Origin of the sequence: Tunicatimonas pelagia (assembly GCF_030506325.1) — a bacterium.
GTDB classification, from domain to species: domain Bacteria; phylum Bacteroidota; class Bacteroidia; order Cytophagales; family Cyclobacteriaceae; genus Tunicatimonas; species Tunicatimonas pelagia.
In genome coordinates, this window is record NZ_CP120683.1 from 1,018,361 (window position 1) to 1,034,098 (window position 15,738).

Annotated in this window: 14 protein-coding genes and 1 pseudogene; 7 read left to right on the forward strand and 8 right to left on the reverse strand. The window is 46.6% G+C overall.

Annotated elements, in window-relative coordinates; translation table 11 throughout:
- Window positions 1-74: 74 nt before the first annotated feature.
- From P0M28_RS04170 to P0M28_RS04180, 3 genes are all read left to right on the forward strand, one after another.
- Window positions 75-2,312: a DUF5916 domain-containing protein gene (locus tag P0M28_RS04170; RefSeq protein ID WP_302208260.1), complete on the forward strand. Its 2,238-nt coding sequence runs from the start codon at window positions 75-77 to the stop codon at window positions 2,310-2,312.
- Window positions 2,313-2,494: 182 nt separating this feature from the next.
- Window positions 2,495-2,929: a DUF2147 domain-containing protein gene (locus tag P0M28_RS04175; protein WP_302208262.1), complete on the forward strand. Its 435-nt coding sequence runs from the start codon at window positions 2,495-2,497 to the stop codon at window positions 2,927-2,929.
- Between the two features lie 6 nt (window positions 2,930-2,935).
- Window positions 2,936-3,994, forward strand: coding sequence for a DUF6268 family outer membrane beta-barrel protein (locus P0M28_RS04180; protein ID WP_302208263.1), 1,059 nt, complete (start codon window positions 2,936-2,938; stop codon window positions 3,992-3,994).
- Window positions 3,995-4,155: 161 nt separating this feature from the next.
- On the opposite strand, the gene P0M28_RS04185 is transcribed toward P0M28_RS04180, so the two are convergent.
- The 6 genes and pseudogenes from P0M28_RS04185 to P0M28_RS04210 form a co-directional block, all read right to left on the reverse strand.
- A complete protein-coding gene (locus P0M28_RS04185) occupies window positions 4,156-6,327 on the reverse strand; it encodes a TonB-dependent receptor (RefSeq protein ID WP_302208264.1) in 2,172 nt (723 codons plus the stop codon).
- 193 nt (window positions 6,328-6,520) lie between these two features.
- Window positions 6,521-6,874, reverse strand: coding sequence for a hypothetical protein (locus P0M28_RS04190; protein WP_302208265.1), 354 nt, complete (start codon window positions 6,872-6,874; stop codon window positions 6,521-6,523).
- A 368-nt stretch (window positions 6,875-7,242) separates the two neighbouring features.
- Window positions 7,243-7,956, reverse strand: coding sequence for an LCIB family protein (locus P0M28_RS04195; RefSeq protein ID WP_302208266.1), 714 nt, complete (start codon window positions 7,954-7,956; stop codon window positions 7,243-7,245).
- 230 nt (window positions 7,957-8,186) lie between these two features.
- A pseudogene (locus tag P0M28_RS04200) lies at window positions 8,187-8,726 on the reverse strand (DUF1826 domain-containing protein); the annotation flags it as partial.
- Between the two features lie 100 nt (window positions 8,727-8,826).
- Window positions 8,827-10,032: a GTP-binding protein gene (locus P0M28_RS04205; protein WP_302208268.1), complete on the reverse strand. Its 1,206-nt coding sequence runs from the start codon at window positions 10,030-10,032 to the stop codon at window positions 8,827-8,829.
- Entirely contained in the window at window positions 10,025-10,447 is a 423-nt protein-coding gene (locus P0M28_RS04210; RefSeq protein ID WP_302208270.1) for a MerC domain-containing protein, read from the reverse strand. Before P0M28_RS04210 ends, P0M28_RS04205 begins: the two co-directional genes overlap by 8 nt.
- A gap of 135 nt (window positions 10,448-10,582) precedes the next feature.
- On the opposite strand from P0M28_RS04210, the gene P0M28_RS04215 reads away from it, so the two are divergent.
- The 4 genes from P0M28_RS04215 (at window position 10,583) to P0M28_RS04230 (ending at window position 14,977) form a co-directional block, all read left to right on the forward strand.
- Complete coding sequence (locus P0M28_RS04215) at window positions 10,583-11,500, forward strand: GTP-binding protein (protein WP_302208271.1); 918 nt, start codon at window positions 10,583-10,585, stop codon at window positions 11,498-11,500.
- Window positions 11,501-11,775: 275 nt separating this feature from the next.
- Window positions 11,776-11,979, forward strand: a complete 204-nt coding sequence (locus P0M28_RS04220; protein WP_302208273.1) for a hypothetical protein — start codon at window positions 11,776-11,778, stop codon at window positions 11,977-11,979.
- Between the two features lie 181 nt (window positions 11,980-12,160).
- Complete coding sequence (locus P0M28_RS04225) at window positions 12,161-14,596, forward strand: TonB-dependent receptor (RefSeq protein ID WP_302208275.1); 2,436 nt, start codon at window positions 12,161-12,163, stop codon at window positions 14,594-14,596.
- A 33-nt stretch (window positions 14,597-14,629) separates the two neighbouring features.
- Window positions 14,630-14,977: a DUF4625 domain-containing protein gene (locus P0M28_RS04230; RefSeq protein WP_302208276.1), complete on the forward strand. Its 348-nt coding sequence runs from the start codon at window positions 14,630-14,632 to the stop codon at window positions 14,975-14,977.
- On the opposite strand, the gene P0M28_RS04235 is transcribed toward P0M28_RS04230, so the two are convergent.
- Window positions 14,950-15,267: a phosphoribosyl-AMP cyclohydrolase gene (locus tag P0M28_RS04235; protein ID WP_302208277.1), complete on the reverse strand. Its 318-nt coding sequence runs from the start codon at window positions 15,265-15,267 to the stop codon at window positions 14,950-14,952. The two genes, P0M28_RS04230 and P0M28_RS04235, sit on opposite strands and share 28 nt — an antisense overlap.
- Window positions 15,268-15,273: 6 nt before the next feature.
- Window positions 15,274-15,735: a hypothetical protein gene (locus P0M28_RS04240; RefSeq protein ID WP_302208278.1), complete on the reverse strand. Its 462-nt coding sequence runs from the start codon at window positions 15,733-15,735 to the stop codon at window positions 15,274-15,276.
- Window positions 15,736-15,738: the final 3 nt, after the last annotated feature.

Sequence of the window (15,738 nt, forward strand, 5' to 3'; positions counted from 1 at the left end):
TAGAACGGCTTTTTAAAACTGCTACCGCAGGCTCTGTCAGATTATCTCACTGGCGTGGATTACCAACAATACTTATGAAGAACGTAAAGTATTTTCTATTCATAACGCTTCTTACGTTTGGTTCGTCCTACGCTCAAGAAACTGGAAATTTTCCCCCTCCTGAGAACCCACCCGTGATTGAAGCTACTCGGGCTGTCGGCAATATTACCGTTGATGGTAAACTCAATGAAGCCGCTTGGCAAAATGCTTCAGTAATTCAGGATTTCTTTCGGATGGAGCCTCGGCAGGGCGGGGCGTATCGCTACCCCACTCAGGTACGATTACTGTTCGACGAGAAGAATCTGTACGTGGGAGCATTCTGCTACGACTCACTAGGGAAAGCCGGGCGGCGGGTGCAGGACCTGCGACGGGACTTTGAGTACGGGGAGAACGATATCTTCGGTATTCAGCTTGATCCGCAAAATTTAAAGCAGTATGCCGTGTCGTTTCAAACCACTCCCTACGGTAACCAGCGGGACATGCAGAGCTTTAACGATACCAACCGGGATGATGACTGGAATGCTTTGTGGTCGGTTCGTACTCACCCCACCGATTCAGGTTACTTCGCCGAGTTTGCGATTCCGTTCAAGTCCATCCGCTACGAACGGCCGGCCGAGTCACGTCTGACCGGCGATCCGGCAGTTACCGGTGATTCTGCCACCTGGGGACTGACTTTTTATCGCTTAGCACGTCGCGACTACGAGCAGACGGTATTTCCGGCAATTCCTCAGTCTTTTTCACCCTACCGTATGACTTACGCGGCTCAACTGAAAGGATTGGAACTGCCTGAACCCAGTGCCAACATCCGAGTAGAGCCCTACGCTTTGTACCAGTACGATGATTTGAAGGAAGGAGATGTCCGTTCCACGGATGGGAACCTAAAAGTAGGCGGTGATGTAAAGTGGGCGATTAATCCTCGCTCAGTGCTCGACTTAACCTTCAACACCGACTTTGCCCAAGCGGATGTCGATAGAGCTGTGAACAACCTGGAACGCTTTAACATCTTCTTTCCCGAACGGAGGCAGTTTTTTCTGGAAAACTCTGGCATTTGGGCCGGAGCAGGCAATAGGTCGGTCGTGCCCTTTTTCAGTCGCCGGATTGGCTTGCAGGGTGACTTCAATGCCGAACCCGCCCGGATTAACGGCGGAGCGCGCTATACCATGCGAAACGAAAAACGCGCGATTGCCGGACTGTACATTCATCAGGCCGAAACGGAAAACTCTCCAGCAGCCAGCTTCGGGGTGGCGCGCTACCTGCACAACTACGGCTCCGAAAACAACGTGGGGGTTATGCTCACTCATCGGCTAGACGAAGCTTCCTCGGAGTTAGGACTGGCGCAGAGTAACAATACCACGTTGACCGTGGATGGGTTTATCCGACCGAAAGATGAGCTGACAATTTCGTATATGGTATCGGGCTCGCGTGATGACTCCAACGATACGCTGGGAGTGGCCGGTCGCTTTTTCGCCGGTTATAGTACCAATCGATGGTACTTGGGCTGGCTCACCAACTTTGTGTCGCAGGATTACAATCCCGATATGGGCTTTGTCTTTCAGAAGAACGTGATCCAGCACAACCCGGGCGGCTACTTCATCTGGCGACCGAAAGGCCTTCCCTGGATTCGCCGCTTCGATCCCGGACTGTTTGTGAACTACTACCACGATGCTAACAATCCGGGTAACTTTCAGCAGGGAAGCCTCTACTTGTTCCCAATCTATATATTCTTTGCCAATAACAGTTTTTTAGAATACGCCATCTATCCGACCTGGCAGAATATCAATTTTGATTTTGCCCCGTTAGGTATCCGTATTGCCCAGGACAACTATTACTATACTCGGCAGGCAGTTCGCTTCCGTACCGACCAGTCAGCTAAACTTTCGGTTTCAGGTACAATCGAGTGGGGCGGTTTCTACAACGGGCAGCGAACCAGCGTGGAAGCAGGGCTGCGCTTTGTACCGATCCCCCACGTAGCCCTCACGGCCGACTACGAGTTTAATGATTTGAAAGAGTTAGGTGAGCAACAGGAAAACCTGCGAACCCATCTTACTACGCTGGGGGCCCGCTTTGCTCTGAATCCCCGACTACAGTTATCCGCCTTTTATCAGTACAACACCTTTGACGAGCAGGGTCGCTGGAACATCCGGGGTAGTTGGGAATATCAGCCTCTATCATTTATCTATCTCGTCTTCAACGATACCCGCATCGATGGACTGGAGAATCCACTAGAAGAGCAGCAGTTTATCAGCAAAATTACTTTTCTAAAGCAGTTTTGAATTGGTGTACTTGCTACATTTGAGTGGACATTGAGGCAAGTCGCCTTAATTTGCCAATAGAAAAGAACCGCGTCTAAGTTGCTTATCAACAAACATAGAAACACAATATCACGTTATGATGCGTGTTGTATGCATGTATTTGTAGAGAAATACACAGGCATCACTAAAATATATACATACTTATGAGAAATTTTGCCATTTTATCTGCACTGTTTTTATGCTTAGTATCTGTGCAGACCTCTTATGCCCAAAAAGCTGACGACATTGTGGGCATTTGGATGCCTAGCGAAGGTACTTCTTATATCCAAATCTATAAAAATGAGGACAATCAGAAGTACTACGGTCGTATCGTTTGGCTTAAGGAACCTAATGATGAATCGGGTAAACCCAAAACTGATCCTGAGGGTGAACCAATTCTGAAAATGGTTAACCTAAAAGATTTTGTCTTTGACGATGACGAGTGGACGGATGGTACAATCTACGACCCTAAGTCGGGCAATCTATACTACTGTAGTATTGAATTGGCTAAGAAAGATAAACTAGAGGTGCGGGGTTCACTAGATCCCTTCGGGCTGGTAGGCCGTACTGATGTATGGGTACGTATGAAATCTAAATAAAATACTATGAAGCCTAGGTATTGGCTATTACTGGCTGCCTCCCTCATGGGCACTACTACGCTACGTGCTCAGGAAGACGATTTTGATTTTAGCACCTTGGTACCGGCCGAAGAGGTCAAAGCTTTTTGCTCTAATCGAATACTCGGAGGTATACCCCAAAAGCTGGTGTCAATTGGATATGATGTACAAGGTAGCTATGACATGAATGTAGGTACCAATGGTAATCTTGGTGATGTTAGCTTCTCAGAAACTGATTATCAGGTAAATCGTACTAGTGAGTTTCGCATTGACATACAGTATCCGGTTATTTCTAAAAATAACATTACGGTGGCACTGCAAGTGAATTACCTACGCACCTTCTACGATATAGAAAATGCGACTGCCAACAATGAACTACCCTTTGCCAATACGCTAGACGATAACGGGCTTAATAGTACCAGTATTTCTACCGTTGTTTTTAAGCCTTTGAATATGACCAACTTCTTGATATTGCAAGGCGGGGCGACCCTCAATGGTGACTACACCTTGGCCGATATGCAGCCTCTCGCGTACACTCGTTGGTTTGGTGCCGCCATATTCGGATGGAAGCCTACCGAGCGTAAGATGTGGGGTTTAGGTATTTCACGGACTTATTTAGGTGGGGCACTTAACTATTTACCAGTATTTTACTACCAGTACGCTTCAACTGATGGTAAGTGGGGGCTGGATGTGGTATTACCCTCCCGACTCAACGTAGTATATAATTTTAATAAAAAGACGATCCTATCATTAGGTCATAATTTTCAAGGTAACACCTACCGCCTCAATGCGCTGGCTGACAACCTTGAAGGAGGAGTAGATCCTGAACTGAGGCGTTCTGAATTAAGGTTTCGGGCTATCCTGGATAGGGCCATTACTCGTACAGTTTGGTTTTCGGTACAGGCCGGCCTTAGGTACAACTGGGAGTTTAATGTAGACGATGGCGATTTTTTCAGGAGTTTGTTTTCTGACGACCCCTATTTATTCGAGAATTCGTTGGGCAATCCAGTATTCGCTCAGTTTAGCATTAGTTGGGTGAGTCCCTAATCTAGATTCAGCATAAATTTTAATAGCACCACCCGGCTGGGCAGTGCTTTTTTAGTATGCAGGCGTCATCTACCTCGTATTCAATGATACCCGTATCGATGGACTGGAAACCCGCTAGAAGAGTAATGATTCATCAGCAAAATAACCTTTCTAAAGCAGCTCTAGAGGCTGAGTTTCACCCCGCCGTTCACCACAAAGCCATCTACCGGGGCGTAAATATCTCGGAATGTTGGATCAGTTACCGAACCGGTGAAGATGGTGTCAAAACGGGTCTGGCGGGTGTCTAAGAAGTTTTCTAAGTTAAGGAACAGTGAAAACTTAGAGAATACTTTTTCCATCATCAGTCCGCAAATCCAGTACGATTGCCCAGTGGTCCCGTCGGAAAGAGGTTGGGGACTGAAGTAGTAGGCTTCTAAGCCAATGCGTCCCTTGCCGTGTACCTCGTAGACTAGTACGTTGTTGAGCCGATGCTGAGCTGTCAGTGGCAAAGGAGTTACTTCATCACCGAAATGTTGTTTTACGTCGGCGAGGGTGTAGCCAATAAATAGTTTGAAGTGCTGGTACTGCAATTTGAGATTGGTTTCCATCCCTCGGGACAATACGTAGCCATCGGCGTTGCGAAAAGCGAAAAGCCCCTCTGCGGTGCGCGTCAGCAGCAATGGATCAGTCAATTGAGTGACGAAGAACAGATGATTGATCGATAAACTCATCTGATCTTGAAATAGGCCGGTTCGGTAGTTTATGTCCCAGTTTCCTCCGATAGATCGTTCTAGTGCGGTGGATTCCGTAACGATCGGTAGTACTTGCTGGAACTGTTGCTCCTCAGCCTCTTCGGTGAAAATAGACGGAGTTTTGTAGCCTAACCCTCCGCCTAGGCGGGAGGTAAGCTGAGGCGATACCTTCAGCAAAGCAGAAATTCGGGGAAGTGCCACCCATCCGTAATCTACCACATAATCGCCCCTCAATCCAGCTTCCAGGGTAAACTGCTCTGAAAACAAGTAGGTACTCTGTACAAATCCTCCCACAATGGTCTGATCCTGATCTCGCTCCGGAACGAAAGACGAGGTTTCCCGGAACCGATCGGTCCACAGATTTAACCCCGCAATCCACTCCAACTTATCGGTGCTAACCTGATAATTTACTTCGGAAAAAGACGCCAACTGGTATCCGGTAAAGCGGTAGTCCGGAATTTCAATATCGCGATCAAATACATTGAAACTACTTTTGACCACTAACGATTTCTGCTCGTTGAAACGGTGGGTCAGGGAAAACTGACTGGTCGTTCTTCGGGTATCGTTACGCTCAAAGTAGCGGTTGGAGTTCTCCGAAGGTTCCTCTATGTACTGCAAGTCGCCACCCAGTCGGTCTTCGGTGCTTAGATTGAGTGCTAGGCTCACTTCCGTCGCTTCACTGGGGTACCAGTAGAGCGTAGGATTCAGCGTATACCGCTCAAACTGGGGAATAGCAGTGAGCCCTATATCAGTCGGATCGTAGGCGGCATTACTATTGCGGGAAGCAAACACCGTAAGGCCGTATTTCTTCCACTTTTTACCGTAAAAACCGCTTAAATCTAAGCCCCCGGCCGAAGTGAGATTAACCATGAAATCGGTCACCCGTTCCTCAGTCGGACGACGGGAGATCAGATTGACCAAGCCAGCAATGGCTCCGCCCCCGTAGAGCGTAGAAGAACTGCCTTTAATTACCTCTACCTGCTGTAAATCCAACGGGGGAATTTGCATGATGCTCAGCCCACCGGAGAATCCCGCGTAGAGCGGAAATCCATCGCGGAGTAACTGGGTGTATCTTCCCTCCAATCCCTGAATACGGATGCTGGAGTTAGCCGAAGTAGCGGACGTTTGCTGGGTTTGGATACCCGTGCTTTCGTTGAGGAGCATCCGGATATCACCGGGTTTCATATTAGCTTTTTCGTCCAGTTCCTCCCCAGCAATGATTTCCACTCGAGTAGGTACATCCGCGATGGTACGACTGCTGCGGGTAGAGGTTACCGTAATTTCTTCTAACTCTTCTTCATGGGAGTGCAGTTCTATCGTGCGGGTTTGACCATCATCTTCGGGAAACTGGAGGGTGATAGATTCATCTTCGTAACCGACAAACCGAAAAACGATTTGCACCGAGCCTTTAGGAAGGTTATCGAACTGTACTTGGCCATTGACATCGGCTACTTGTCCCTGAGGGTCACCTTTGATTTGAGCGGTGGCTCCCACTAGTGGTTCTTGGCTGTGGTGATCTTTCACAATAGCGGTGAATCGATGTTGAGCATATAAGCTTCCGGACAGGCCGATCAGGCAGAGCCCTATTATTATTTTTTTCATGGTATCATCAATAAAAATGCGTGTTCACCCTCGGGTGAAAAAAAATTACGTGGATAAGGAGAATGTATGAGCACTCCGAATTGATACCTTGCCGATATCTACGAGCGTCAGTAGTAAGGCAAGCACTATCTTCTAGTCACACCCCAACTAGGATTGGTCGTTAGTGGGGTGGTCAGTGAAGCTAATGAATTACTTATGAGTGCAGGGAAAGTAAGCTAGGTTGAGGCGGCTGCCACACTGGGGATAACCAAGCCGATGCCCAATAAGGCAATACAAAAAAAGAATTGGCCTGATCGGGAGCTAATAGTGTAGTCTTTTCAGATGAAACAGTAGACAGGTTTACTACAAAGCCACTGCAATTCCCACAGCGCACAAATGGAGAACAATTTTGATCTCGGGCATCGGAAGGATAATCTGTAGAAGCAGGCTCGTGGTGATGACCCGACGTAGTGTCGGCACAGGAGTCAACGATGCAGAGGTCATCTTCCCAGCAGCAGGGGGCGATTGACAAATAAAGCACCCAGAGAGAGTATGTGAAGATTAGCATCCGCATCGGGCAAAAGTAAAATAGGAAACAGTAGGGTGCAAATGCTAGGCTGATTTTGTAAGTACCACTAAATTTAAGCTAACGCCTTCCCCACTAATAAATTCGCGATAACCCTTGCGGAAAATAGCTTCTTAGAAGCTGAAAGGTAAATCTACCGAATTAGCGAAAATAACGATACAGTTGCCATCCGGCCACTGCCAGCAGCAACACTGCTGTGCTAACCTCAAGCAGTATAGTGCTATTCATGGCTACGCTGTGAGCACCGAAAGGTGCTAAAATATAGTGCCCTAGGCTATCCATCCCGAGTAGAGCGTAAGTAATAAGGCAAATCAGTCCAATGAATCGCGCACCTCGATATGAGCGGTACTCTACAGGCTTTTTACCTCAACCACTTCAAAGTTTCGGGCATCGAAGTAATCGTCTAAGCCGTAGTCGGTATTAATGATAATGCCGCCCAACAGCGTTACTTTATCTACGTGAAATTCACTTTTACAGTCTTTCAAGTAAGTGTGAATCTTTTGATCGATAATTTCATAAGCGGCTTCGGTAATAGCTTTTTCTGGATTATCACTAGCCAGAATTTCTTCTCGGTACGGGAGTAGGCTTTCTTCCAGCTTCATTTGCTGGTAATCTTCTTCTTTCAACACTGGTTTGTAATCGCCGTCTTGCAATCTACCTAATGCCAGCATAAGGGCACCGCAAGAGTTACCTTTGTGATCTTGACGGGGTCGGTACATCTTACCCAAGTCACCCTCCAATGTGGCACCAATATGAGGGCCATAAAAGATGAATGCGCTACCATCGTCCGGAATATGGTGAGCAAAAGCAGTCATACCAGTTTGCCCGGCAAAAGGTAAACCGCCCAATCCTCCCATAATAAATGGACCAAATAGCACATTAAAGAACGTGGTAGAGGGCACGTTTATGTCGTCGGAACACAAGGAGGTAGCCATTAACGCTTTAGAAACATCAATGTGGTGTTCAAGTTGCATTTTCCCTAAATAGTGGATAGAGGTATCCTTGGCATCCATCGCATTGGGAAAGTAGCCTTTTACAATTTGGTCAAATTTTCTTTGTAGCATAAGTTAGTATGATTAGAGGAGTAAAGACTTGCGAAGTTTTAAGACTCTTATTATCGCAGGGTAATCTGTTCTAAACTTCGTAAGTCTCGTCAAACTATCCAAAAAACTAGCAACCAAAATAAATTGAGATCGAGCTGATTCTAAGCATAAATTGACCAATTATCCTTAAAAGAATTGCCGGAAGCTATTACCGATTCTTCTAATTCACCCATCAGATAACGTCTGGGTTATCAGTCCAATCTAAAAATTGATCGTTTCAAACCCTGCTCCTTGATTGGAGGCGAACGGTGCACAATTCCGTAGTTGGTCTGATTACCCTTCATAATTCCTACATGAAACGAACCCATGTTCTGAATGTTGTAGGGGTCTTTCGCAATTTGCTCATTGGTGGTTTGTAAAGCTTTGCGATTGACTTGATGGTTGGGGAGCCACTGCGTACCGGGGCCATCGTACGTGCAGATGAGCCGTATCGGGTAGAGATCCACATGAAATTTACGGCAAGCATCATTTTCTACGGTCTGTAGCAGCAATTGGGTTTGAGAGCGATGGGTCAATTTCATGAAAAGATCAGTTAGCATGACCATGTCCTCGATAAGCCGAAAAGCACCTTCACTGTGAAGGGAAATATAATCGGACAGAGCCTCGCTAAGCTGCTCCCTAACCTGCCCCTGGTTAGCAGCTAGGCTGACCGGATGAAAGGGTGATAGATAGACTAACTGAATGAATGAGGCGATAGAGTGTTCCACTGTTCTCGGGCAAACCACCAGCTTGACATCAGGCTTTTAAATCTGCCGAAAAGCCTCTTCTAGATTCTCACAGATTACATGCTTGAGTGCGGATGCTTCCAGGGTGGGGAGCATGAGGTCAGGCTTAGGCATGTACCGGCCAGTTATCCTCAAAACGATGACCAGCAACTACGGCCCTTCCTTCTAGGCTATTCACCAAGCACTCACGCAGTTCGTGGCTAATGGATTCTTCGTCTAAATCTTGACCAATAATCACCAACTCATTCATCCGGTCGCCCCACTGCTCGTCCCACTTTTCCATGATAGCTTGGCGGTTTTCTACGTACCCCGGATTCAACAATCTTTCCTGCTTGGGTACTGATGCCCACCAGCGACCGTAAGCATCTGCCCGGGTTGATCCACCCGCTTGGCTCCAAATAAGTGCTTGGTCAGGGCGGGAAGCTAGCCAGAACAACCCTTTGCTGCGGATGACATTGCCCGGCCAGTTGCGATTCACATGTTGCCAGAAACGCTCGGGATGAAACGGTCGGTGATCCCGAAAAACAAAGGAAGAAATGCCGTATTCTTCCGTTTCCGGGGTATGCTCATTATTTAGTTCTTTGAGCCAACCCGCGGACTGTTCAGCCTGATCGTAGTCGAACATCCGGGTATTGAGAATTTCCTTAGGATCAATTTGGCTGTGCGTGGTGCGAATGATGCGGGCATCCGGGTTGAGCTTGGTCAGTACTACCTCCAGTAGGCGTAGCTGATTCTCATCCACCAAGTCGGTTTTGTTGAGCAAAATAACGTTAGCAAACTCTACCTGGTCGGTGAGCAGGTTCACAATGGTTCGCTGGTCTTGGGCATCATCGGTCATGCGCCGATCCAAGATGGTATCGGCACTGCCAAAGTCTCGGAAAAAGTTAAAGGCATCTACAACGGTCACCATCGTATCCAAGCGACTGAACAGGGTTAGATCAAATAGTTCATCTCCGGTAGCGAAAGAAAAGGTCTGGGCTACCGGAATAGGTTCGGAAATACCCGTGCTCTCGATTAGTAGGTAATCAAACTTCTTCACCTTTGCCAGTCGTTCCACCTCGATCATCAGATCTTCCCGTAGAGTGCAGCAGATGCAGCCGTTGCTCATCTCCACCAGTTTTTCATCGGTACGAGAGAGTTTTATTTCATTTTGCACCAGTTGGCCGTCTACATTCACCTCGCTCATATCGTTGACGATTACCGCTACTTTCAATCCTTGGCGGTTATGCAACACATGGTTGAGTAGTGTGGTTTTACCCGCTCCCAGAAAACCACTGAGCACAGTTACGGGCAATTTTTCGCTTTCAAGCATTTTGTTTAGTGTTTTTGAGGGAATGAATATAGTTAGAAAGTGCTGCTCGGGCTTGCTGCACCTGTTTCCAGTTAACCAAATGGGCGATAGCAACGAGTACCGCTCCAGAAGAGGTAAGCACGGATTCCGGTTCTAAAAAGCGACCGGAACCAATTAGCAAAAACCCCAGAAGGACGAGAATCAATGCTAGTGGCTTACGATGGTATCTCCGGTAGCCGGGTATCAAAGCGTAGCAAGCGATACAGAAACTTATCAAAATTAAGGTGTACTCTATCCAGGGATTACGTAGGAACTGAAGTCCCGCCAACGGAGCCAGCGTGAGCAAAAAAGGTAAGGCCGCGCAATGTAGGGCACACAGCAGGGAGGCACTGAAGCCCACAAAATCAGAGTGAAGCCCTACGAATTTATTCTTCATGTTAGATTGATTTTGGTGCAATGAAATTGCAAATATAGCGGTAATTATAACTAATGCAACATTGTTGCGTTTATTAAAAACTTGATCTATACTAATTGTGTTAACCATATTGGGTCCTACACCAACTAATAGAATATGGAAGCTATTATTGCCGTTGTCGGCTTCTTAGGAGCAGGAAAAACTACATTGCTAAAACAGTTAGTGACTAGCTATCTTGATGAAGACTGGAATCCATTCGTCATCTTAAATGATTATGAAAATGCCAACCTTGATGTACAGCAATTTCTGGAGAAAATGGAGGCAAAATGGGTAAGAGCGCTCAGTGGCAGTTGCATTTGCTGTAGTGGCATACAAGAACTGAGGGAATTCGTCAACAGTATCCCGGAGCGCAAGCACGGAGTTACGCTCATTGAAGCTAATGGTACTTCTGATTCCTGTTCACTAATGGGCTTCCTTGGGGTTGGACTTAACGATCGGTTTTTACCACCCATTCAAGTATCGGTGGTAGATGTCAAAAACTGGCAGCAACGCGGAGAGCACAATGAGCTGGAAGCAAATCAGGTTCAGGTATCTTCTCTAATTGTATTAACCCATCTTGAAAATGTATCGGCGGATAGACAAACTTTCGTGATTACAGATCTCCAGCGACTCAATCCATTGGCAGAAATTATTACCGCAGACGAAGTTGATGTTTCTCTTCTGCCTAAACTCTTGCCTTCTAAAAACAATGCACAAAAGCTTGATCACCTTAAAGCCCATTGGGCTTCATATTCTACTGATTTACCCAATTTGCCTGACCTAGCGTGCATTTATCATTTATGCGAAAGACTGCCTGAGAGCATCCTTAGAGTAAAGGGTTGTACCCAAATTGGGAACGAAGAACGATTCACCTACTTTGAGCGAACCCCCGATGGCGAATTGTATATCAGACCCTATAACGGAGTGCCGGTTACTGGGCCAAAGCTACTGACGGTTGGTCCTGGAAGTGATTTATCAGTGCTTCAACACGCTATTGAAGGCAGTCTCATTGAAGCAGAGTTACGGGCTCAATAATAAGTAGAATGTTTAGAAGCAACTATGTTGCGTTTGCGTAACTAATTTGTAGGTTTGCAACAATGTTGTGTTCTTCGGGTTCATATTCATGGTCACTAAAAGAGAAGCTTGAAAATGGAATTAGTATTCTGTTGGCAATGCTTATGCTTTTGAGCGTATTTAGTTCGGCCATCTCTTTAATGACATTCCACTGGCAATTTGATACTCACTTAGCGGAATGCCAACTAGACCGTCACCACGCCGAAGGTTGACAGGCCAGTTGCATACTTAAGGAAATGATACCCGAGCCACCGGAGGCAACAACAGAAAAGACTATTACCTTCACCTACTCTTTTCCGGCTTTATTTTTTCAAAACTATCAGTCGGTCTCGACATCGCTATTGAGTAAGATTACTGTGGTGAACTGCTTTGTCCATCATCTTACGCTCTATTCTCCGCCCGATTTAGGAATGCATTCCCCTCCTCCCGAACTGGGCTAATTCCCAGTCAGTATGCTTTCCTTACCATTAGGTAATTAACCTGCTTTCAAAAGCAGAGTTGGTTGAAGCTTTAAGGCTTTCAGACAATTGCCTTTCTATTCACCTTTAGCAAGGTTTTCACAATCCGGTCTTTACTGTTCCGCCCGAATATCGGTGTCTGGAAAAATATTGAATAAATACAATGAAGAAATATCTCCTGGTTAGTTGGTGCCTCTTTAGGGTATGTTGCTACGCCCATGCTACCCAAGGCAGACAGTTTTCAGACTCCTGTGCCTATGAAATCCGCGGCAGTATTCTGGATGCGGAAACCCAACAGCCTATCCCCTTTGCCACGGTAATGATCAAAAATACCCGGAAAGGAGTTGAAGCCAATAAACAGGGAAAGTTTTTGCTGGAAAACCTTTGTAAAAAAGAATACACCCTGGTGTGTTCCAGTGTCGGCTACGAAAATTACCGTAAGCGCATTTCTCTAAGTGAGGATACGGAGATGAATGTCCGGATGACGCCCAAGATGGTGAGCCTCAGTGAAGTAGTGGTTTCCGCTAATTATGAGGAGCAACGTAAACAAGAAGAAGCCCTCAGCCTGGAAATCGTCAATAGCGATTATCTCAAACAGCACCAGGGAGGCAGCCTTATGAACTCCCTGGATCGGTTGGCGGGGGTCACTACCATGGACATTGGTTCCGGGCAGTCCAAACCGGTGATTCGCGGACTTGGCTTCAATAGGGTGGTGGTGGTAGAAAACGGCATTAAGCACGAAGGCCAACAGTGGGGGGTAGATCATGGACTGGAGATCGATCAATATGCCGTTGACAATGTAGAGGTTATCAGAGGCCCTTCTTCACTGAGGTACGGCTCCGATGCCATTGGGGGAGTGATCAATGTTAAACAGGATCAATTGCCCGAGCAAAATACGCTCTCAGGAACCGTTGATCTTACCGGAAAAACGAACAATAACCTGTTAGGAACCTCCATTTCTCTGGCCGGCCGAGGAGATGTTTTTTTTGCTACTTTTCGGGCCACATTACTCGACTACGGCGACTATAAAGTGCCAACCGATAGCGTGGATATCTATAACTTCCGGGCACCACTCTACAAAAATCATTTGCGTAATACGGCCGGTCACGAACACGACCTGCATTTCTCGTTTGGCTACACTAAGCCTACCTTTCAAAGTAGATTCTACGTCAGCAACATCCAGAGTAAGAGCGGCTTCTTTGCCAATGCTCACGGCCTTGAACCCAGAAATGTAGACGAGGAGTTTCATGACCAATCTAACCGGGACATTCACTATCCCTACCAACAGGTTAACCACTTCAAGGTAATCAACAAAAGCCAGTGGGAGTGGAAAAAATACGAGTTAAAAAGTGAAGTGGGTTTTCAACGAAATTTTCGGCAAGAGTGGAGCCAATACGTAAGTCATGGCTTTATGCCAGCTGTTTATCAGGGGGAAGAGGGCTTTAATCCTGAGCTGGAGCGTCAGTTTGATAAATACGTGTATTCAGCCAATGTTGAGGGAGCGTACTTTCATTCGGATCGAACGTCGGTCACGGTAGGGGTCAATGGTTCGTACCAGGATAATCGTATTGGAGGGAGAGGTTTTATTATCCCCGCCTTTCGCCAGCTCAACGTAGGCAGCTTTGTTTTAGCCCGACATCGCTTTACCGAAAAAAGCACCTTGCAGGCGGGTATCCGGTACGATTACGGGAATACCCAAATAGACAGCTACCAGGATTGGTTCACTTCACCAGCTATTTTCGGAACAGATACTACTGACCAATACTTGCAGCGAGCTAGTGATTTGAACCGAAATTTTTCCAACGTATCCTGGTCAATCGGGTACAATTACCATACGCCCCACTGGTCGTTTAAAACCAACCTGGGGAAAAGCTTTCGTATGCCCATTGCGAAAGAACTCGGTGCCAATGGGGTGAACTATCACCGCTTTAGCTTTGAAGTAGGCGACCCGGACCTCTCTCCGGAAGTGGCCTATCAAGTAGATGCAGGGCTGGAATATCGTTCGGAAAGATTCGCTCTGGGGCTTACTCCTTTTGCCAATTATTTTTCCAATTATATTTACCTCAACCCCACGGCGGAGCACGACCGGCTCTACGGTAGTGGCAATCAGGTATTCTACTATTCCCAGGCCAGAGTATTTCGCTCCGGAGGTGAAATTCATGGTCACTATCAGATCATTAGTCCATTAAGCATTGGCCTAGTGGGCGAATATGTCTACCAAATTCAGTTGTCGGGCGAAAAGAAGGGCTTTACCCTACCCTTCTCACCGCCGGCATCGGTCATTTTTAATCTGAGGTACGAAAGGGATGAATGGAAATTACTGAAGAACCCTTATGTGTCGGTGGACTATAAAGTAGCGGCATCCCAGACCCGTATTGTGCCTCCGGAAGAGGTAACGGACGGCTACCAAGCAGTAAACCTCGGTATGGGAGGGGAAGTAAAGTTGCCCGAACGCAGCCTTAGCATTTCGCTACAGGTGCAAAACCTGTTCAATACTCAATACTTTAACCACACCAGCTTCTACCGACTGATTAATGTACCTGAACCGGGACGGAATTTTATCCTGAATATTTCAATACCATTTTCAAGAAGAATATAAAAAAATTTTATGTCTAACTATTTAAATTTTAAAATGATCAAAAGAAGAGTAGTACTATTAAGCGCAGTATTTGCCACCGGAGTGATTTTCGCTTCTTGTGAGGAAGACGAAACCGTCGACACCCAAGGACCGGCTATTAGTGGTTTAGAAGTTGGTCACGATGGAGAGCTCCACGTAGGTGAAGACGTGCATCTTGAATTTACGGTGACTGACAATAACCTGCTCGCCTATTACGAAATTGAAATCCATGCCGAAGGCGAAGATCACGATCACGGACGTTTCGCTGAAGAGCACTGGGAGTTTGAACAACGGTTTACTGAGGTCGATGGGTTAAGAAACCTGGACGTACACCATCATGAACCCTGCAGGGTGACCTGGTAAACGAAGGCATCTTGGTCGCAATCAACCAGTATATTGTCTATTTTCAGGAAATCTCCTGAGGTTTCTCCTTTCACCCAAATCTGGTCACGGGAAGTACTCCAGAAGGTAGCCAAGCCCGTTTGTATCGTCTGTTGTAGTGCTTCTTCATTGATGGAAGCCAACATCAGAAGCTGCCCAGTATCGGTTTCCTGCACGGCTACCGGTAGCAGACCTCCGCGCTTACTAAACTGAGGTGCAATTTGAAGTCCTTCTTCCAGGTCTATCGCTGTACAATTATCTACCGAACTCATACGTATTTATTTTTCTTTTACTTGGTTGACTTCTTCTGCTATTGCCTTAATTTCTTCTAGCAGATGTTGCTGAACTTGCAAGTGTTGCTCGGGGGTCAGTTTCGTTTGCTCACCATGATCATGGTCGTGGTCGTGATCATGCCCCGAATGGTCATGGTCATGATCATGGTCGTGCTCAAAGCCGGGTACCTCTACTAGCTGTTCATCCCACTCTTTCAGCGAGCGGCTGATAGACTCCAAATCCGCTGTATAGGTATTTACAAACAAGGAATCCTCATTGGCTTTCAGTTGGTCTATTTGCTTATCCGCCATCTGACGAATTTCTACGGCTTCCTGATGAAGCTCAAAAGCTTGTTGCAAGTTTTCATCTGTTTTCTTACTATCTCCACAAGCCACGACCAGAGATGTCATTCCAAGGGTGAGGGCGAGCAGCGTACCGTAGTTGGAAAAGTATTTTTTTTGTATCATTTG